Annotated in this window: 17 protein-coding genes and 1 riboswitch; of the genes, 7 read left to right on the top strand and 10 right to left on the bottom strand. The window is 74.1% G+C overall.

All coding sequences use genetic code 11. The annotated features are described in order from the left end of the window. Positions 1 to 389: 389 nt before the first annotated feature. Positions 390 to 1,235, bottom strand: coding sequence for a deoxyribonuclease IV (locus FHX40_RS13950; RefSeq protein WP_142260019.1), 846 nt, complete (start codon positions 1,233 to 1,235; stop codon positions 390 to 392). 90 nt (positions 1,236 to 1,325) lie between these two features. On the opposite strand from FHX40_RS13950, the gene FHX40_RS25110 reads away from it, so the two are divergent. Beyond that, positions 1,326 to 1,484, top strand: coding sequence for a hypothetical protein (locus FHX40_RS25110; protein WP_170198833.1), 159 nt, complete (start codon positions 1,326 to 1,328; stop codon positions 1,482 to 1,484). Beyond that, positions 1,481 to 2,644, top strand: coding sequence for a glycerate kinase (locus FHX40_RS13945; protein WP_229788308.1), 1,164 nt, complete (start codon positions 1,481 to 1,483; stop codon positions 2,642 to 2,644). Before FHX40_RS25110 ends, FHX40_RS13945 begins: the two co-directional genes overlap by 4 nt. Positions 2,645 to 2,764: 120 nt before the next feature. Here the strand turns inward: FHX40_RS13945 and pknB are convergent, their stop codons facing one another. The 4 genes from pknB to thiO all read right to left on the bottom strand — a co-directional run bounded on the left by pknB (position 2,765) and on the right by thiO (position 7,343). Continuing rightward, positions 2,765 to 4,678, bottom strand: coding sequence for a Stk1 family PASTA domain-containing Ser/Thr kinase (gene pknB, locus FHX40_RS13940; protein ID WP_229788305.1), 1,914 nt, complete (start codon positions 4,676 to 4,678; stop codon positions 2,765 to 2,767). Between the two features lie 402 nt (positions 4,679 to 5,080). After that, positions 5,081 to 5,788, bottom strand: a complete 708-nt coding sequence (locus tag FHX40_RS13935) for a thiazole synthase (protein WP_229788411.1) — start codon at positions 5,786 to 5,788, stop codon at positions 5,081 to 5,083. A 143-nt stretch (positions 5,789 to 5,931) separates the two neighbouring features. Next, a complete protein-coding gene (gene thiS, locus FHX40_RS13930; RefSeq protein WP_142260016.1) occupies positions 5,932 to 6,132 on the bottom strand; it encodes a sulfur carrier protein ThiS in 201 nt (66 codons plus the stop codon). A 17-nt stretch (positions 6,133 to 6,149) separates the two neighbouring features. Next, entirely contained in the window at positions 6,150 to 7,343 is a 1,194-nt protein-coding gene (gene thiO, locus FHX40_RS13925) for a glycine oxidase ThiO (RefSeq protein WP_142260015.1), read from the bottom strand. Then, a riboswitch (TPP riboswitch) is annotated at positions 7,340 to 7,450 on the bottom strand. It overlaps the preceding gene by 4 nt. A gap of 699 nt (positions 7,451 to 8,149) precedes the next feature. Here thiO and FHX40_RS13920 point away from each other — a divergent pair. The 3 genes from FHX40_RS13920 (at position 8,150) to thiE (ending at position 10,718) form a co-directional block, all read left to right on the top strand. Beyond that, entirely contained in the window at positions 8,150 to 9,346 is a 1,197-nt protein-coding gene (locus FHX40_RS13920; protein ID WP_142260014.1) for an NAD(P)/FAD-dependent oxidoreductase, read from the top strand. A 381-nt stretch (positions 9,347 to 9,727) separates the two neighbouring features. After that, positions 9,728 to 10,102, top strand: a complete 375-nt coding sequence (locus FHX40_RS13915; protein ID WP_142260013.1) for an Rv2175c family DNA-binding protein — start codon at positions 9,728 to 9,730, stop codon at positions 10,100 to 10,102. Continuing rightward, positions 10,080 to 10,718, top strand: coding sequence for a thiamine phosphate synthase (gene thiE / locus FHX40_RS13910; RefSeq protein ID WP_142260012.1), 639 nt, complete (start codon positions 10,080 to 10,082; stop codon positions 10,716 to 10,718). The genes FHX40_RS13915 and thiE overlap by 23 nt, the downstream gene beginning before the upstream one ends. A gap of 611 nt (positions 10,719 to 11,329) precedes the next feature. On the opposite strand, the gene FHX40_RS13905 is transcribed toward thiE, so the two are convergent. Then, entirely contained in the window at positions 11,330 to 12,397 is a 1,068-nt protein-coding gene (locus FHX40_RS13905) for a polyprenyl synthetase family protein (protein WP_142260011.1), read from the bottom strand. Between the two features lie 149 nt (positions 12,398 to 12,546). Here FHX40_RS13905 and metF point away from each other — a divergent pair, with 149 nt between their 5' ends. Further along, entirely contained in the window at positions 12,547 to 13,473 is a 927-nt protein-coding gene (metF, locus tag FHX40_RS13900) for a methylenetetrahydrofolate reductase [NAD(P)H] (RefSeq protein ID WP_142260010.1), read from the top strand. Positions 13,474 to 13,506: 33 nt separating this feature from the next. On the opposite strand, the gene FHX40_RS13895 is transcribed toward metF, so the two are convergent. Both FHX40_RS13895 and FHX40_RS13890 read right to left on the bottom strand, forming a co-directional pair. Continuing rightward, entirely contained in the window at positions 13,507 to 14,070 is a 564-nt protein-coding gene (locus tag FHX40_RS13895) for a GNAT family N-acetyltransferase (protein WP_142260009.1), read from the bottom strand. 74 nt (positions 14,071 to 14,144) lie between these two features. After that, positions 14,145 to 14,621 (bottom strand): YbaK/EbsC family protein, encoded by a 477-nt coding sequence (locus FHX40_RS13890; RefSeq protein WP_142260008.1) that lies wholly within the window; start codon positions 14,619 to 14,621, stop codon positions 14,145 to 14,147. A 534-nt stretch (positions 14,622 to 15,155) separates the two neighbouring features. Between FHX40_RS13890 and FHX40_RS25825 the strand changes: the two genes are divergently transcribed. After that, positions 15,156 to 15,599 carry an SAV_6107 family HEPN domain-containing protein gene (locus tag FHX40_RS25825; RefSeq protein WP_142260007.1) on the top strand — a complete coding sequence of 148 codons (444 nt, stop codon included), beginning with the start codon at positions 15,156 to 15,158 and terminating at the stop codon, positions 15,597 to 15,599. A 260-nt stretch (positions 15,600 to 15,859) separates the two neighbouring features. On the opposite strand, the gene bldD is transcribed toward FHX40_RS25825, so the two are convergent. Further along, positions 15,860 to 16,354, bottom strand: a complete 495-nt coding sequence (gene bldD / locus FHX40_RS13880) for a transcriptional regulator BldD (RefSeq protein ID WP_142260006.1) — start codon at positions 16,352 to 16,354, stop codon at positions 15,860 to 15,862. Positions 16,355 to 16,655: 301 nt separating this feature from the next. After that, the gene (locus FHX40_RS13875) at positions 16,656 to 17,900 is read right to left on the bottom strand and encodes an arginine deiminase (protein ID WP_142260005.1); all 1,245 of its coding nucleotides are present in this window, start codon (positions 17,898 to 17,900) and stop codon (positions 16,656 to 16,658) included. Positions 17,901 to 18,191: the final 291 nt, after the last annotated feature.

Here is an 18,191-nt window from a genome sequence, read left to right as displayed (position 1 = left end):
ACGCTCCGTACACCGACGGTTACACACCGTTTATCGAGTGGCCGGGGTCGAGATCTACCTGTTACCCGAGGCGGCTCGTAGAGTCGTTCACGTCGGAGCGGAACCGGCCCGGTGAACGGGGGGGAAGACGCAGCACCGGGACGGTTCACACGGTGATCTCCGCCGCCGCGTCGTCCGGGGAGGGGTGCGGGCGGCGACGGCGGCGGAGCACCGGCCGGCGGGCCCTCGCCGGGGGGACGAAGGGCCCGCCGGCCACGGCGTGGCGGCGTGGGCGACGCCCCACCAGGGGCCCGAGCGATACGCCATTCGGGGGCGGGCGCATCGGCGGGCGCCCACCCGCCACGCCGGACGCTCCCCTCGCCGGTCGGGCGCTCTCGTGAGGCGCTGTCTCAGGCGCTGTCCCGCAGCTTCTTCAGCAGCTCGATGTCCTCGCGATGCTTCTCGCCCTTGCCCGGGGTCTCGATGCACAGCGGCACGCCCGCGGCCACCGGGTGCCGCATCAGCTCGGCGAACGCCTGCGCTCCGATGTGCCCCGCGCCGATGTTCTCGTGCCGGTCCCGGCGGGATCCGCACGGGTCCTTGGAGTCGTTCGCGTGGATGAGCTTGAGCCGCCCGGGCGCCACCCGGTCGAGGGCGTCGAGGGTCTCGGCCACCCCGCCGGGGGCGGCGAGGTCGTGGCCCGCGGCGAACACGTGGCAGGTGTCGAGGCACACGTTCGCCCGCGGGTGGAAGTCGAGCGCGGCGAGGTACGGCTCGAGGTCCTGCACGGTGGCGCACAGCATGCGGCCCTGCCCGGCCATCGACTCCAGCAGCAGGTCGGGCCCGTCCTCGGGGATCTCGTCGAGCAGCGGGAGCAGGTGCTCGCGCACCTGGCGCAGCGCCTGCTCGTGGGACTGGGTCACCGCCGAGCCGGTGTGCACCACCACGCCCCGGGCGCCGATCTCGGCGCCGCGGCGCAGCGCGTGCCGCAGCGACTCCACCGAGTTCCGCAGCGTCTCCGGGGTGGGGGAGCCGAGGTTGACGAGGTACGACGCGTGCACGAAGACCGGCATGCCGGACTCGCGCAGCCGCGCGTCCTGCGCCGGGTCGCCCGCGGGCAGCGCCCAGCCGCGCGGGTTGCTCACGAACACCTGGATCACCTCGGCGCCGATCTCGGCCGCGTAGGCCAGGCCGCCCTTCGCCAGGCCGCCCGCCACGAAGACATGCCCGCCGATCGGCGTGGACCTCTCCGCCATCGTGTCCCTCACCTCGACCGTTCCGGCCCGCGCCCGGCGGGCCGCCGCGGGGCGTTCCCCCGCGCCTCCACGCTACCGGCATCGCCGGCGGTGGCCGGAACCGGCGCACCGCCCGGCGTGGTCGCCGGCCGTTTCCCGGCCGCGGCGGCAGGCCGTACCCTGACCTGGGCCGGGAACGCCGACGCGAAGGAGCGCCTGATGGGGGAGTGGACCGCGGTACGGCTCGCCGCCGCCGGGGACCCGCGGTGACCGGTCACGGCCGGGCGGGCGGGCACGTCGTCATCGCCTCCGACAAGTTCAAGGGGTCGCTCACCGCGGCCGAGGTGGCCGAGCACGTCGCCGCCGGGCTGGGGCCGCGCGTCCGCACCGTCGCGGTGCCGGTGGCCGACGGTGGGGACGGCACCGTGGACGCCGTGGTGAGCCGCGGCCTCACCCGGGTTCGGGTGGAGGTGCCGGGCCCGACCGGCGAGCCGGTGACCGCCGCGTACGCGTGGCGGCCCGCCGCGCCGGACGGCGACGGCCCGGTGGCCGTGATCGAGCTCGCCGAGGCGTCCGGGCTGCGCCGGCTGCCCGCCGGGCCGGCCCCGCTCACCGCCTCCAGCCACGGCACCGGCGTGCTCATCGGCCACGCGCTGCGCCGCGGCGCCCGCCGGATCGTGCTCGGCTTGGGCGGCAGCGCGTGCACCGACGGCGGCGCGGGCATGCTCCAGGCCCTCGGCGTCCGGCTGCTCGACGAGGCGGGCCGGGACCTGCCCCCGGGCGGGGCCGCGCTGCGCCGGCTCGCCCGGATCGACGTCTCCGGGCTGCGGGCCGGCGCCGAGGTGGTGGTGGCGAGCGACGTGGACAACCCGCTGCTCGGCCCGCACGGCGCGGCCGCGGTGTACGGCCCGCAGAAGGGCGCCTCCCCGGCCGACGTCGCCGTGCTCGAGGAGGGGCTGAGCCGGTTCGCCCGCGTCGCCGCGCGCACGGTGGGCGAGGGGGACGGCGTCCCGTACGCGGAGCGGCCCGGGGCGGGGGCCGCCGGGGGCGTGGGGTTCGCCGCGATGGCGTTCCTGGGGGCGCGGATCGAGCCCGGAATCCGCTACCTGCTCGGCGTGCTCGGCTTCGACGCGCTGCTCGACGGCGCCCGCCTGGTGATCACCGGGGAGGGGTCGCTGGACGAGCAGACGCTGCGCGGCAAGGCCCCGGCGGGCGTGGCCGAGGCGGCCGGGCGGCGCGGCGTGCCGGTGATCGCGGTCTGCGGGCGGCGCACGCTCGACGACGACCGGCTCCGCGCGGCGGGCATCCGCGCCGCGTACGCGCTCACCGACCTGGAGCCCGACCCGGACGTCTGCATCGCCCATGCCGGGCCGTTGCTGGAGCGGCTCGCGGCCCGGATCGCGGCCACCGAGCCGGAGCTGCGCACCTGACCGCGTACCGGGCCTGCACCATCGGCGCGGCGATCTCGCGGGCCGGGCCGTACGGCTCGCGCGCCGCGGGGCCCGGCCGGGGCGGGGCGGCGGCCCACGCGCCCGGCCCGGGCGGGCGGCTCAGTGCCAGAGCGTGATGTGGCTGCCGGACGGGGCCTGGCCCATCGGGTGCTGGGCGAACACGCGGCCCGACCGCGCCACGTCGCGGACCCGCACCTTGAAGCCGGCCCGATGCAGCTCCTCGCGGGCGTCCCGGACGTCCTTGAACCGGACGTCGGGCACGTTGACGAGCGTCTGCTCGCCGCCGGGCCAGTTCGCGCCGGGGCCGCCCTCGTTCGGGTTGTGGCCGGGGCCGCCCTCCTGGCAGGGCCCGAACGGGCTGAGGCAGAGGACGTTGTCGGGGCGCTTCGCCACCGTGATCTGCACGACCGCGCCCTTGTCGACCGGAGCGCCGGCGGCCGGGTTCTGCGCGATCACGGTGCCCGGCTGGGCGTCGTCGACCTGCTCCACGACCTGGGGGTTGAACCCCTTCTCGCGGAGGAACTGCTCGGCCTGCTCCCGCGGCATCCCGGTCACGTCGGGCATGAGCAGGCCGGAGCTGATCACGATGGTGATCGCGCGGCCCTCCCGCACCTTCGACCCGATCTGCGGGCTCGTCCGGATCACCAGGCCGCGCGGCACGTCGGCGCTGCCCTGCTTGATCACCTTGCCCACGGTGAGCCCGGCCTCGGCGATCTTCGACCGGGCCTCGGCCTCGCTCAGGTTCGCCACGTTCGGCACCGGGATCTTCACCGGCCCGGCCGAGGGCACGAGAACGAGCGGGGAGCCCTTGGGCACGCTCGAGCCGTACGCGGGCTCGGTGCGCAGCACCTTGTTCTCCTCGATCTCGTTGCTGTTCTCGGCCTTGGCGATGGTGACCTGGAAGCCGAGCTTGGTCGCCTCGTTCTGCGCGGCGACGATGTTCTTGTTGATCAGGTTGGGCACCGTGGTGTAGCGCCCCTGGGAGAAGTACCAGGCGGTGAACCCGATGCCCGCGAGCATCAGCGCCGACAGCACGCCGATCACGATCCACTGCGGCCGCAGCCGCCGCCGCGACCGGGACCGGGAGGCCCGGGTCGGCAGCTCGCTCCGCGGCTGGATCATCGTGCGGTTCGGCCCGAGCTCGGCGGGCCCGTCCGCGTCCGCGGCGGAGGAGCCGCCGGCGGAGGCCGTCTCGAGGTCGACGAGCCGGGTCGGCGCGTCCGCGTCCGGGGCCGGTGCGCCGTCCGGCGGGAGCGAACGGTGCACCTCCACGGCCGCGACGAGCATGGCGCCCGCGTCGGCCGGCCGGTCGTCGGCGTTCTTCGCGGTCGCGTCGAGCACGAGCCGGTCTATCTCCGCCGGGATGCCCGGGACCACGCTGGAGGGCGGCGGCACGCTCTCGTGCACGTGCTTGTAGGCCACCGACATCGGGCTCTCGCTCGCGTACGGCTGCCGCCCGGTGAGCAGCTCGAAGAGCGTGATCCCGGCGGCGTAGACGTCGCTGCGCGCGTCCGCCCGGCCGTCGGTCACCTGCTCCGGCGACATGTACGCGATCGTGCCGATCATGAAGCCGGTGCGGGTCTGGTGGTTGCTGCCCTCGATCGCCTTCGCGAGCCCGAAGTCGACCACCTTCACCCGGCCGTCGTCGGCGATCAGCACGTTCTCCGGCTTGATGTCGCGGTGCACGAAGCCGGCCCGGTGCGCCGCGGCGAGCGCGGCGAGCACCGGGATCATGATCTCCAGGGCCTCGCGGGCGGGTAACCTGCCGCGTTCCCGCAGCACGTCGCGGAGCGTGCGCCCCGGCACGTACTCCATCGACAGGTAGACGTGCTCCCCGTCGATGCCCTGGTCGAACACCTGCACCACGTTCGGGTGCGAGAGCCTGGCGACGGACTTCGCCTCGCCGATGAAGCGCTGGACGAAGGACGGATCCTCGGCGAGGGAGCGGTGCATCACCTTCACGGCGACCGTGCGGTCGAGCCGGACGTCCATCGCGAGGTACACCGAGGCCATGCCACCCCGGGCGAGCCTGGATTCGACGCGATAGCGTCCGTCCAGGAGCCGCCCCACCAGAGGGTCCGCAAGCGTCGTGTCCACGGGGGCGAGTTTACGGCGGCTTTGTGCCCGGGCAGGTCTCGACGCCCGAAACCGATGCCGAGCCGTGCCCCTCGGCCTACCCTCCGTTGAACCCCTGCGCGGAAACGGCTACGGAAACGCTCCAAGACCGCGCGGGCGCACCCCGCCGGGGCGCGCCGCGGGAGCCCGGTGCCCGTCCGGGCGCGCTCCACGCGCGCGACGGCGTGCCGTGCGGCGGCGGTCTCGGCCGCGCGCCCGTGAGCGGCCCGGCCCGCGTGTCACGCACCGGGCGGATCACACCGGGCGGGCACGCGGGCCGGGCGGTGTCGGGCTCGGTTGTCAGGGCTCGGTGGGGGAGGAGGCCACCGCGTGGCGCCTCCGGGGGATCCGGCCCGCGAGGCGGGCGGCGCGGCCGGCGATCACCGCGTCGCGCATCGCGGCCGCCATGAGCTCGGGACGCTGGGCCCGGGTGACCGCGCTGGCGAGCAGCACCGCGTCGCAGCCGAGCTCCATGGCGAGGGCGGCGTCGCTCGCCGTACCGATCCCGGCGTCGAGGATCACCGGCACGCTCACCGCCTCCACGATCAGCTCGATGTTGTGCGGGTTGCGGATGCCGAGCCCCGAGCCGATCGGCGAGCCGAGCGGCATCACCGCCGCGCAGCCGATCTGCTCCAGACGCCGCGCGAGCGCCGGGTCGTCACCGATGTACGGCAGCACCGTGAAGCCCTCGGCGACGAGCCGCTCGGCCGCGTCGAACGTCTCGATGGGGTCGGGGAGCAGCGTGCGCTCGTCGCTGATCACCTCGAGCTTCACCCACGAGGTGCCGAGCGCCTCCCGGGCGAGGCGGGCGGTGAGCACCGCGTCGCCCGCGGTGTAGCACCCGGCCGTGTTCGGCAGCACCTTGATGCCGAGCCGGTGCAGCACGTCGAGCACCGAGCCGCGCGCCTTGGGGTCCACCCGCCGCATCGCGACCGTGGTGATCTCGGTCCCGGAGGCCTTCAGGGCCTGCTCCAGCACCTCCAGCGAGGGCGCCCCGCCGGTGCCCATGATGAGGCGGGAGGTGAACTTCTCCCCGCCGATGATCAGTTCATCCACGCCGCTCGACCGTCCCGTGCTCGACCATCCCGTGCTCGACCATCCGGTGTCCGCCGCCTTCGTGTGCGGCCGCTTCGGGCCGCCTCATCCGCCGCTCAACCACCCTGCACCGCCGTGAGCACCTCGACGCGGTCGGCCTCCGCCAACGGCGTCGAGTCCCACGCGCCACGCGCGATCACCTCGTCGTTCACCGCCACGGCGACGCCGGTGGTCCGCTCGGTGAGCGCCCGTACGGCCTGCGCCACCGTGGCGCCCGCGGGCAGCTCGTGGTCGGTGCCGTTGATCGTGACTCGCATAGGCACTCCCCTGTTCGTCAGCGAGTGGTGGACACGTCGTCACGGCCGTCGCCCTGGTCCGGCCCGTGCTTGGCGAAGCGCGCCGGCGAGCAGGCCGCCACCACGGACCGGTCCTCCGCCAGCGCGGTGTCGGCGGTGAGCGGAGCGAGCAGGATGCCGTTGCGATGGTGGCCGGTGGCGAGGACGAGCCCGTCGACGGCGCTCGGGCCGATCATCGGCAGGTTGTCGGGCGTGCCCGGGCGCGGCCGGGCGACCACGTCGACCAGCTCCAGCTCGGTGATCCCGGGCACCAGCTCGCGGGCGTCGCGCAGCAGCTCCCACAGGCCGCCCGCGGTCACCCGCTCGTCGAAGCCCATCTCCTCCTGGGTGGCGCCGAGCACGAGCTCGCCGTCCCGCCGCGGCACGAGGTACGCGGGCGAGCCGTACACCATGCCGCGCACGCAGTGGCCGAGCAGCGGCCGCTCCGCGCGCAGCCGCATGATCTGGCCCTTCACCGGCCGTACCGGCGGCAGCACGCCGGGCGGCAGCCCGTCGACGAAGCCCGACCACGCGCCCGCGGCGAGCACCACCTGGCCGGCGGGCAGGCCGTCCCCGCCGGCGAGCCGTACGCCCCGGCACGCCTTGGGATCGTCGCCGGAGCCGGTGAACAGGAAGCCGGTGACCCGCTCGCGGTGCACCGGCACGCCGAGGCGCTCGACGACCGTGGCGAGGGCCCTGGTCACCCGCCGGGGGTCCACCCAGGCGTCGTGCTCGGCGAGCATGCCGCCGGAGACGGCGGGGGCGAGCATCGGCTCGAGGCGGCGGCACTCACGCCCGGTGAGCCGGGTCACCTCCAGCCCGAGGCTGCGCATGAAGGCGCCGAGCTCGTCGAGCGCCGCCATGTCGTCGGGGTTGAACGCGACGGCGAGCGTGCCGTCGGCGCGGTAGTCGAGGTCGATGCCGGTGGCCTCGGTCAGCTCGGCGGCGAACGCCGGCCACCGCCGCAGCGACTCCAGGCCGAGCTGCAACAGGGGCTCGTCGGTGTAGGTCACCTCGCTCACCGGGGCGAGCATGCCCGCCGCCGCGTGCGAGGCGCCCGAGCCGGGGGAGGGATCGACCACCGCGACGCTCCGTCCGTCCCGTACCGCGCGCCAGGCCACGGCGAGCCCGATGATCCCGCCGCCGACCACGAGCACGTCCGGGGCCGCTCCGTCGATCCCGGTGTCGTTCATGAGGTTGTATCGCTCCCTTCGCCGGTATGACCCGGATCAGGTTCCTGCGGTCGAGGGCCTCCCCGCCCTCCTCTCAGCCCGGCCGCCGGGCTCCCGCGCGTTTTGTTCCTATATCAGCCTATTCCCGGCAGGACCGCCAGGGGAGGCGGGGTCCCGCCGGGGTACGGCGAGGCCGCCGGCGGCCCGAAGCCGATCACGCGGCCGATCGCACCCTGCCGATTCCACGCGGCCGATTCCACGCGGCCGATTCCACGCGGCCGATTCGCCGTGCCCGATCACCGCGGCGCGACCGGCGTGTCCCGCCCACCCCGGCGCGATCGATCGAATGCAATCACCGAAAACGTTTGCGACGCCGGATAACGACCTTAGGTCACCCCTCGGTCACCGAGACCTCGTGCGCGTCGCCGGTGCGTTTCGGTGGGGGTGCCCGCAGGGACGTCCGAAATCCATGGAAAAATATGCTTTTTCTCGGTGGTGCGCCCGGACGCGTACCGAAGGACCTGACTTTTCAGCAGATGTTGACATGCGGTAACCACGGTTGAAGTGGGAGGCTGCTGAAACTTCCACCCACGCGGATTTCCGTCCCGGGCGGACGCCGCACGCAGGGCCGCTGACCTGTCGCTGTCCGTCCGAAACGCGCCCCCTCCTGACCGGCGGGAAGGCGTGGCACGTGCGCGCCCTGCGGCGGGCCGGGCGTGACCCCGGCGCGGTTCGTGCCGCCGCGCGTGGTCTCATCAATGAATTCGGGCGCCGGTGAGCGAACCTGTCACCAAAACGCGGTTAGCGCGAGGGCGGCATCGCCGTTTATGGTCGGCGTTGTGAATCATGTCGTTGTGGTGGGTGCCGGCCTGGCCGGCTTGCGAAGCGTCGAAGCACTGCGGGCTCGCGGATTCAGCGGCAGGATCACGCTGATCGGCGAGGAACCGCACCGCCCCTACGACCGGCCGCCGCTGTCGAAGGCGGTTCTCGCCGGTGAGGCCGACAGCACGGTGGTCGACGCCGACCTCGACGCCCTCGGCGTCGAGCTGCGCACCGGCGTGGTGGCGACCGGCCTGCGTGAAGGGGTGCTGCTCACCTCGTCCGGCGAGGTGCCGTACGACGGACTGGTGATCGCCACCGGGGCGAAGCCGATCCGGCTGCCCGGCGACGGCCCGCAGCACGTGCTGCGGACCATCGACGACGCGCTCGCGCTGCGCGCGCTGCTCACCCCGCGCACCCGGGTGGTCGTGGTGGGCGCGGGCTGGATCGGCGCGGAGGTCGCGACCGCGGCGCGCCGGGCGGGCTGCGAGGTGACCGTGGTTGAGGCGGGCCCGACCCCGCTGGCGGCGGCCCTCGGCCCGGCCGTCGGGGCGTACACCACGTCCTGGTACGCCGAGGCCGACGTCAAGCTCCTGCTGGAGGCGAAGGTCGAGTCGGTGGACGTGGGCGGGGTCACCCTCGGCGACGGCACCTTCGTCGAGGCCGACGTGGTGGTGACCGGCGTCGGGGTACGGCCGGCGGTCGACTGGCTGGAGGGCTCCGGCGTCGAGCTCGGCGACGGCGTGCTCACCGACGCCCATCTGCGCACCACCATGCCCGGCGTGGTCGCCGTGGGCGACTGCGCCGCCTGGTGGTCACGGCGGTTCTCCCGGCGGCTGCGGGTGGAGCACTGGGACACCGCGCTCAGCGCCCCGGAGGTCGCGGTCGCCTCGCTGCTCGGCGAGGAGGCGGTCTACGACCCGGTGCCGTACTTCTGGTCCGAGCAGTTCGGCCGCATGGTGCAGTACGCGGGCCACCACGCCGGAGCCCGCATGGTGCCGCGGGGCGAGCCGTCCGCGGACGCCAAGTGGTCGGTGTGCTGGCTGACCGGCCGGCCGGGCGAGGAGCGGCTCGCCGCGATCCTCACCGTCGACCGCCCGCGCGACCTGGTGCAGGGCCGCCGCCTCATCGAGGGCCGCCACCGGGTCGACCCGGTCCGGATCGCCGACCCCGACGTCACCCTGCGCGACTGCGTCGTCGGCTGATCCCGCCGGCCCCGATGTGCCGGTCGGGGCCGGCGGAGCGTACGGCGCGGCGGACGCTCCGCCTCGGTGAACGGGCCCCCGGCGGCAGGTGCCGCTGCCGGCCGGAGGGCCTGTCCCGGCGGCGGGCGCGGTGCCCGCTGCCCCGGTGACGGAGGTGACACGACGGCCGGGCCGCCGTCCGGTGCCGCGGACGGCGGCCCGGTCCGGCTTCCAGGGGTGGTCGTCGCCGTCCTCAGGGGGCCGCTCGCCGGGCGCCGTCACGGTGGGCGCGGTGGGCCGGGGGTGGGCGGTGCGGCGCACTTGACCAAAGCTTTGCGTGGCACGTCCGTGCCGCATGCCGGGGGTGTTTGACAAGCGTGCGCCCGTGGTAATTGTGATGGCGTGACGCTTTCCGTGCTACAGATCGACCGGGAGACGGATCAGCTCGTCGGCGAGTGGATCCCCCTGTCGGAAGCGGCCCGGCGGCTTGGGATCACCGTGGGCCGGGCCAAGCAGCTCCTCAGAGACCGGAAGCTCATCGGCGTCCGCCGCGACGGCGGCGAACCACAGGTCCCGGCGGCGTTCATCAAGAACGGAGACGTGCTCAAGGGCCTGCCCGGCACGCTCACCGTGCTGGCGGACGCGGGTTTTGACGAGATCGAGTCGCTGCGCTGGCTGTTCACCGTCGACGACTCCCTGCCGGGGGCGCCCGTCGAGGCGATCGCGGCCGGCCGGCACACCGAAGTGAAGCGGCGTGCCCAAGCTCTCGCTTTCTGACGCCCGGCTGTACCTCTGCACCGACGGCCGGCGCCGCCAGGGTGACCTGGAGGAGTTCCTCGACGCGGTTCTGGCGAACGGCGTCGACATCGTCCAGCTCCGGGAGAAGGGCCTTGAGGCCCGGGAGGAGCTGGAGCTGCTCGAGGTGTTCCGCGCGGCCTGCGACCGGCACGGCAAACTGCTCGCGGTCAACGACCGCGCGGACGTCGCCTTCGCCGCCCGGCCGGACGTGCTGCACCTCGGTCAGGGCGACCTGCCGGTGGAGATCGCCCGGCGGATCGTGGGTCCGGACATGATCATTGGACTGTCGACGCACTCGGCCGAGGAGGCCACCGCGGCCGCGCGGCAGGAGGGCGTGGACTACTTCTGCTGCGGCCCGATCTGGCCCACACCCACCAAGCCGGGCCGTCCGGCCCCGGGTCCGCCCCTGCTCAAGCACGCGGCATCCCTGGACACGGACCGGCCGTGGTTCGGCATCGGCGGCATCAACCTGGACAACCTCGACGAGGTGCTCGGGTACGGCGTGCGCCGGATCGTGGTGGTCCGGGCGATCACCGAGGCCGAGGACCCCGGCGCGGCCGCCGCCGAGTTCGCCCGCCGCCTCGCCGCGGTCTGACCACCCGGCCGGGGCGTTCGCCGGGCGGGTCGCCGACCGGTACGGCGTGCCCGGCCGCCGCTTGCCGCACCTGTTTGGCGAGCCGTGCCGAGCGGTGCGGCGGAGGCCACCGTCGGCGGGTACGCCATCCTTCGGCGGGCCTGTGCGCGGATATGCCGGAGCGGCCGAGGTGCGGCGAGAGAGGCGGACCTCCCGCCGCCCCGCGCCCCCTGGACGGTCTCCAGAGTGCCGGCCGCGCACGCGGCGTGGCCACGGGTGGCGGAGGACCACCGTATGCGGCCCGGCCTCACTCCGCCGGGTCCTGGCCTCCCGCCGCTCCGGGCCGCGGGCGACATCCGCCCGCCCGGCGGCGGCGTGCCCGGTGGTGCGCGCGGACCGGACGTGGAGCGGGCTTCGCCCGCCCTCGCTCCGGGCTTCACCGGCGCCCGCCGAGAGCGGCGCGTCACCCACGAGCGCAACCGAGGCCGCGACCGCGGCGGGGCACGAGGAGCGGAAGCCGCGGCGGGTCACCCGGTCATGCCGTCCTGGTGACGGCCCGCAGGGTCGGCGAGCGCGGCGTCGGCGACGCGCCGGACATGATCCGGCCCACCGGGTGCGCGGTTCCCGCGGGGTCAGGCGCGGCGGCTGGTGGCGAGCACGGCGAGGTCGGCGAGGGCGCGGCGGGCCTCCTCGGTGATCGGGGCGTCGTCGAGCGACGCGAGGGCCTCGTCCACGTACCGCTTGATCATCTCCTCGCACTCGACGAGCGCGCCGGTCTCGGCGATCACCTGGCGCAGCCGGGAGACGCCCTCGGCGTCGAGGTCGGGGTCGCCGAGGTGGCTGCGCACCACGTCGGCCTGGGCCGGGTTCGCGGCGGCGAGGGTGCGCGCGATCAGCATCGTGCGCTTGCCCTCCCGCAGGTCGTCCCCGGCGGGCTTGCCGGTCTCCGCCGGGTCGCCGAACACGCCGAGCACGTCGTCGCGGAGCTGGAAGGCGATGCCGACCCGCTGGCCGTACTCCACACAGAGGCGCTCGATCCACGGCTCGGTGCCCTGGGTGGCGAGCACGAGGCCGAGCCGGAGCGGGTGCTCCACGCTGTACTTGCCGCTCTTGAACAGCGCGACCCGCAGCGCGCCCTCGAACGTGCTCTCGCCGTGCGCCTGCTCCAGCAGGTCGAGGTACTGGCCGCACATGAGCTCGGTGAGCATGAGGTCGTGCACCGGCTCGGCCGCGGCGAGCGCCGCGTCGGGCAGGCCGCTGGTGCGCCACATCTCGCCCGACCAGACGAGCATGAGGTTGCCGAGCAGGATCGCCGCGCCCTCGCCGAACTGCTCCGCCGAGCCGCGCCAGCCGGAACGCTCGTGGAGCGCCTGGAACCGGCGGTGCGCGGCCGGCATGCCGCGGCGCATGTCGCTCGCGTCCATGACGTCGTCGTGCACGAGCGCGCTCGCCTGCAGCAGCTCGAGCGACGCCGCGGCGTTGAAGATCGCCGGATCGTCGCCCCCGCCGGCGCCGCGCCAGCCCCAGTAGCAGAACCCGGGGCGCAGCCGCTTGCCGCCCGCGAGCAGATCCTCGGCCGCGGCGAGCACGGGACCGAGCGCCGGGTCGGCGAACAGCGGACGGCGCCGGTCGACGAATTCGCTCAGGGCACGGTCCACCTCGGTGCGGACGATATCCAGCGGGGTGGCGGTAGCGGTCATGTTCCGAGATTAACCGGCCGCCGAGGTCGCCTCGGCCGCGAGGGTTCAATCTGGCAAATCATGGCACTTTAGGGAGAAATAGCGCTGAACTGCTGAGACCTGACGTGTCTCCCGGCGGCACCCCGCGTCAACGGGGTAGCCTGAACCCCATGTCCTTGGGTCGCTCTTCGCGTCTGATCGGCCGCGCCCCCACCGTTCGTGAGCTGCTCGCCGCGGGGGACCGGTCGTTCTCCTTCGAGTTCTTCCCGCCGAAGACCCCGGAGGGGGAGCGGCAGCTCTGGCGGGCGATCCGGGAGCTGGAGGCGTTGCGCCCGACGTTCGTCTCGGTCACGTACGGCGCCGGCGGCTCCACCCGCGACCGCACCGTCGAGATCGTGGAGCGCATCACCCACGAGACCACCCTCACCCCGGTCGCGCACTGCACCGCGGTGAACCACTCGGTGCGCGAGCTGCGGCACCTGATCGGCCGGTTCGCCGCCGCCGGCGTGCGCAACATCCTCGCCCTCCGCGGCGACCCGCCGGGCGACCCGACCGGCGAGTGGGTCAAGCACCCCGAGGGCGTGGAGTACGCCGAGGAACTGGTACGGCTCATCCGCCTGTCCGGCGACTTCTGCGTGGGCGTGGCCGCCTTCCCGTACAAGCACCCGCGCTCGCCGTCGATCGAGTCGGACACCGAGTACTTCGTGCGCAAGTGCCGCGCGGGCGCGGACTTCGCCATCACCCAGATGTTCTTCCGCGCCGAGGACTACCTGCGGCTGCGCGACCGGGTGGCGGCGAAGGGCTGCGACACGCCGATCATCCCCGGGGTGATGCCGGTCACCCAGTACAGCACCATCGCCCGCTCCGAGCAGCTCTCCGGCGCGCCGTTCCCGGCCGAGCTCGCCGAGCGGTTCGCGAAGGTCGCCCACGACCCGGCGGCGGTGCGCGCGCTCGGCATCGAGCACGCCGTCGAGATGTGCCGCGCCCTGCTCGACGAGGGCGCGCCCGGCATTCACTTCATCACCTTCAACCGGTCGAGCGCGACCCGCGAGGTGTTCCAGGCGCTCACGCCCGCGGGCGTCTCCGTGGGCGCCTGAGCGGCCGCGGTCCTCGTTCCCCGTGCCCGGGGCTCAGCCGGGCGTGCCGGGGCCGGGAAGGGGCAGCCGGACGCCGAGGATGGCGTACGGCTCGTAGCCGCCGGGGAAGGTGAACCCGCTGATCAGGTCGGTGAAGCCGAGGCTGTGGTAGAGGTGGCGGGCCGCGGTGGGCTGGTCGAGGGTGGAGAGCACCGCGGTCCGCTCGGTACGGCCCTCGCACAGCGCGTGCATGAGGCGGCGGCCGATGCCCCGGTTCTGGTGGTCGGGGTGCACGTGGATCTCGGCGATCTCGAACGCGTCGCCGAACCACTCCTCGGCGGCCTGGTGCCCGTTCCGGTCGGCGAGCGCGCGCCGTACCACGTCGTGCCACCACTGGCCCGGCATGCCGTGGAAGCCGTAGCCGAACCCCACCAGGGTGCCGTCCTCGGTCTCGGCGAACAGGCAGGTGAAGCCGGGGTGGGACGCGTGGGCGCGCATGATCGCGGCGCGCCCGGCCACCTGGTCGGCCGGGGGCCGCATCGCCGCCCCGTAGATCTCGACCACCCGGTGCAGCGACTGGGCGAAGCCCTCGGCGCCGACACGTCGTAGCACGGTCACGCACGCACCGTATCAGGGCCGGTGCCGACGCGGGCGGAACCCGGCGGAGCCGCCGCCCGCGTCCGGCCGCCCGATCACTCCACCTCGACCGGTGTCCCGCCGGTGATCCGCACCAGCTCCTCGAAGGTGGTGGGGAAGACGGTACGCGGATGTCCGCCCGCCGCCCAGACGCGCTCGTGCCGCGCGAGCCACTTGTCCACCAGGGTGCGGATCGGGGCGGGGTGGCCCACCGGGGCGACGCCGCCGATCGCCTGGCCGGTCGCCTGCCGGACGAACTCGGGGGAGGCCCGGCGTACCCGCGTCGCTCCGACGTGCCGGGCGATCAGCTCGGTGTTCACCCGGTGCGCGCCGCTCGTCAGCACGAGCAGCGGCTCGCCGTCGGCGTCGAACACGAGGCTGTTGGCGATCGCCCCCACCGTGCAGCCGAGCTGCTCGGCGGCAGCGGCGGCGGTCGGGGCGGGCTCGGGCAACGTGATCACTTCGCCGCTCACCCCGTGCTCGCGCAGGGCGGCGGCGACCTTTGCCACGGTAGGCGACAACTCTTCCCGCATGCGGTCACTTTAGGGGCAGTGGCCGCGTCGCGTGACCGCGGGGTGCCGGCGGGTACGCGGCCGCGCGCGGTGGGTCGCGGCGGGGCGGCGGGGAAGCGGGCACGCACGGGCCGCCGGGCCCGCCGGCCGGCACGGTGGGGGTGCCGCGCGCCACCTACGGCCTGTCACGGCCGGGACGTCCGAGGCGGATGTCGAACCGATGTTCGTATGATGCTTGACACGAAGCGTGATCGAATCTATGTTCGATCGCGCGGGGGTGGGACTCGCGGCGCACCCCCGCCGTACGGGCGCGGCCCCCGTCGTCGGCGGAGACGGTCCGGGCCCCGGCCCGCCCGGCCGGACGGGGAGAGGGGAAGCTCCTCGTCCGGCCGCCCATCGGCGGGGCGGCGGTTTTGTCGGTGGGACCTGCGAATCTGGGCAGAGCAGGGTGCTTCACCGGAAGCGCCACACCAAAGGAGGCCGAGGCGGACCGGACGGGTGACACACAGGCACGCGCGAGGCACCCGCGCCGCCGAGGCCGACGAAGGAGGGCCAGTGTCCGAGCACCAGCCTGAGGATCTGGGCGGGCCGCGGCTGCCGAGCGCGGTGCGCACGCACCTCGCCGACGCGCGATCCCACCTCGCGGAGTCCGCCGCGGCGCGCACCCCGGCCGAGCGGTACGTCGCCGCCCATCTCGCCGCGCTGCGCGCGGCCGCCGCCGTTCTCGCCGCGCGGCCAAGGCCGATCGACGGGCGCCGCCGCCGGCTGCGCAGCGCGTGGGAGCTGCTGCCCGAGGTCGAGCCGCGGCTCACCGAATGGGCGGCCTACTTCGCGTTGAGCGCGCGCAAGCGGGCGGCGGCCGAGGCGGGCCTCGTCCGCGTCGTCTCGGCGAGGGACGCCGACGAACTGGTGGCGGAGGCGACGAGGTTCGTCGTCACCGTGGAGAGACTGCTGGGTCTTCCCGGTCAGCCCACACTGCCGGTCACGCTCGCGGGCTGACCGCGGGATGTCTCCGGCCGGTCGGCCCGGCCGGAAACGGGGAGTGTTCCCGTGCGGGGCGCCACCGGTCGTCGCCGGTCGCGCCATCGGTGCGGTCGCCGGGACGCGGTACGGCACGGCCGCCGTCCGGCGGGGCAGGCCGTACCTGAACGACCCATCGGGAACTCCGAAGGGGAAAGGACCCCGCGGGCGCGGCCGCGGGGCCGTCCGCCGGCACCACCCGGGTGCCGTCGGCCCGGGTTACGCCTGAAGATCCCCGGTCAGAAGGCCTCGACGGCCCGGCGTGCCTCGGCGTCGAGCACGCCCCACTCGATGAGCTCCTCGGTGAGCTCGGCGGGCGACTTGTCGTAGATGACGGCGAGCGAGCGGAGGTCCTCCTGGCGGATGGAGAGCACCTTCCCGTTGTAGTCACCCCGCTGGCTCTGGATCGTCGCCGCGTAGCGGGCCAAGGGGCCGGCCTTCTCCTTCGGCAACTGGGCCAGCCGCTCCAGGTCGATCACGATCTTCGGCGTCGGGCCGAGCGGACTCGGCGACGCACCGCCGGGAAGCAGCTCGGAGACCGGAACACCGTAGAAGTCGGCCAGCTCGGCCAGCTTCTGCACGGTGACGGCCCGGTCGCCGCGCTCGTAGGAGCCAACGACCACCGCCTTCCACCGCCCACGGGACTTCTCCTCGACTCCGTGCAGGGACAGTCCCTGCTGGGTGCGGATGGCGCGGAGTCGTGCACCCAGAGACTTGGCATAATCAGACGGCATTTGTCTGGCCCCCGGCTTTCTATCTCTGTTCTTACTTGATTGTGCTCCCTTGCCGCGAGTAGACCGACCGGGCCGGTGCCAGGGGTGAAGGCACCATCAGTGACCGCTGCGTCGGGTTTTACCCGGGAAGGTAGCGAGTTGCGGTTACGGACAGTGACGGTAAAGGTGTCGCCGCCCAAGGTCAAGCTGATTGGAAAGAATGAGCCGCATCCCATCCGGACTGATCATGTGAACTCCCCCGATAACGTCGCACTTGTACCATTTTCCCGGTAGTTTCGGCGGTCCACCGACCGGTGCCGGGTCAGGCCGCGTCCCGCTCCAGCGGGCAGCTCATGCACCGCGGGCCGCCCCGGCCCCGTCCCAGTTCACTGCCCCGGATTGTGACCACCTCGACGCCGTGCGCGTACAGATGGTTGTTGGTCGTGGTGTTGCGCTCGTAGGCGACCACCAGACCCGGGGCCAGCGCCAGAACGTTACAACCGTCGTCCCACTGCTCCCGCGCCGCGGAGTGCACGTCCTGGGTGGGTGTGAGAATTTCAACATCATCGAGGCCGAGCGCCGCCGCGATCACCCGGTGCATGTCCTCCGGCGGATGGTCGGTGACCTTGAGCTCCTCCGCGCCGTCGCCCGGCTCGATCGTGTGCGAGGGCAGCATGCCGAGGCCCGCGTACTTGGTGAACACCCCCACGTCGACGTTGGTGAGCACGGTGTCGAGGTGCATGAAGGCCCGGGCGTGCGGCAGCCGCAGCGCCACGATGCGCCGCACCGACCCGGCCGCGAACAGCCGCCGGGCCAGCATCTCCACCGCCTGCGGCCGGGTGCGCTCGCTCATCCCCACCAGCAGCGCGCCGCCGCCGAGCACGAGCACGTCCCCGCCCTCGATCGTGGCGGGCGCGCTCGCCATGCCCTCGTTCCACACGTGGAAGCCGCCCCGCTCCGGCCGGCCGTACCCGGCGGCGAACATCGGATGCCAGCGGTAGATCGCCTCCATGTGCACGGTCTCGCGCCGCCGCGCCTGCCGCCGCATCGGGTTGATGGACACCCCGTCGTAGATCCAGCAGGAGGGGTCCCGGGTGTACAGGTGGTTGGGCAGCGGCGGCAGCACGAAGTCGTCCGGCTCGAGGGCGTGCAGGACCAGCCCGCGCGGCGCGGTGCCGTGCTCGGCGAGCTCACGCTTGGTGATCCCGCCGATCAGGTACTCGCGCAGCACGGGCGCGTCCATCGCGGCGAGGGCCTCGCGGATCGCGTCGGCGGCGAGCGGGCCGTACCACCGCTCGTCGACGGTCGAGGTCAGGATGTGCTCGCGCGCCTCGGGGATCTCGAGGGTCTGCTCCAGCAGGTCGGCCAGCAGGTGCACCTCCACCCCGTGGTCGCGGAGCACCCGCTCGAACTCCTCGTGCTCCTCGATCGCCCGGGCCACCCAGGGGATGTCGTCGAACAGCAGCTCGTCCTTGTTGCCCGGGGTGAGCCGCTTGAGCGCCAGGTCGGGACGGTGGAGCAGCACCCGGCGCAGCCGCCCCACCTCCGAGTCGACGTGGAAGGTCACCCGATCCCTCCTCACCCGGCGGGCCCGGCCGACCCGGCCGTCGCCCGGAAGGGTACCCACCGGCAGGCCACCCACGTGCTCCGCCCCGCGCCGGGGCCGCCGAGGGGCGGCGCGGGGCGCTCGGAGCGGGCTGCTAACGTGAGGGGCGAGAAGGACCGCCGCGGCCGGCCGCGAGCGTGCCGGGACGCGTTCTCCCTCGCCGGGTCGTCCCCGGTCCGAGGCGGGGCGGTCCGAATCGTGAATACCGCTTGTCCCCTTTAAGACCCGTCCAGTGAGGCGGGAAAGGTGGTG

The organism is Thermopolyspora flexuosa (assembly GCF_006716785.1).
GTDB classification, from domain to species: Bacteria; Actinomycetota; Actinomycetes; order Streptosporangiales; family Streptosporangiaceae; genus Thermopolyspora; species Thermopolyspora flexuosa.
The sequence above is the reverse complement of the archived record's forward strand: the minus strand, read 5'-3'. Positions and strand labels throughout refer to the sequence as shown.

Excerpts from the sequence above, each read along its gene's own strand:
- FHX40_RS13950 (WP_142260019.1), bottom strand. The coding sequence starts at position 1,235 with ATGGCGGAGAGGTCCACGCCGATCGGCGGGCATGTCTTCGTGGCGGGC.
- pknB (WP_229788305.1), bottom strand. The coding sequence starts at position 4,678 with ATGGCCTCGGTGTACCTCGCGATGGACGTCCGGCTCGACCGCACGGTC.
- FHX40_RS13935 (WP_229788411.1), bottom strand. The coding sequence starts at position 5,788 with ATGGGCACCGGCGGGGCGCCCTCGCTGGAGGTGCTGGAGCAGGCCCTG.
- thiS (WP_142260016.1), bottom strand. The coding sequence starts at position 6,132 with ATGCGAGTCACGATCAACGGCACCGACCACGAGCTGCCCGCGGGCGCC.
- thiO (WP_142260015.1), bottom strand. The coding sequence starts at position 7,343 with ATGAACGACACCGGGATCGACGGAGCGGCCCCGGACGTGCTCGTGGTC.
- FHX40_RS13920 (WP_142260014.1), top strand. The coding sequence starts at position 8,150 with ATGGTCGGCGTTGTGAATCATGTCGTTGTGGTGGGTGCCGGCCTGGCC.
- FHX40_RS13905 (WP_142260011.1), bottom strand. The coding sequence starts at position 12,397 with ATGACCGCTACCGCCACCCCGCTGGATATCGTCCGCACCGAGGTGGAC.
- metF (WP_142260010.1), top strand. The coding sequence starts at position 12,547 with ATGTCCTTGGGTCGCTCTTCGCGTCTGATCGGCCGCGCCCCCACCGTT.
- FHX40_RS13890 (WP_142260008.1), bottom strand. The coding sequence starts at position 14,621 with ATGCGGGAAGAGTTGTCGCCTACCGTGGCAAAGGTCGCCGCCGCCCTG.
- bldD (WP_142260006.1), bottom strand. The coding sequence starts at position 16,354 with ATGCCGTCTGATTATGCCAAGTCTCTGGGTGCACGACTCCGCGCCATC.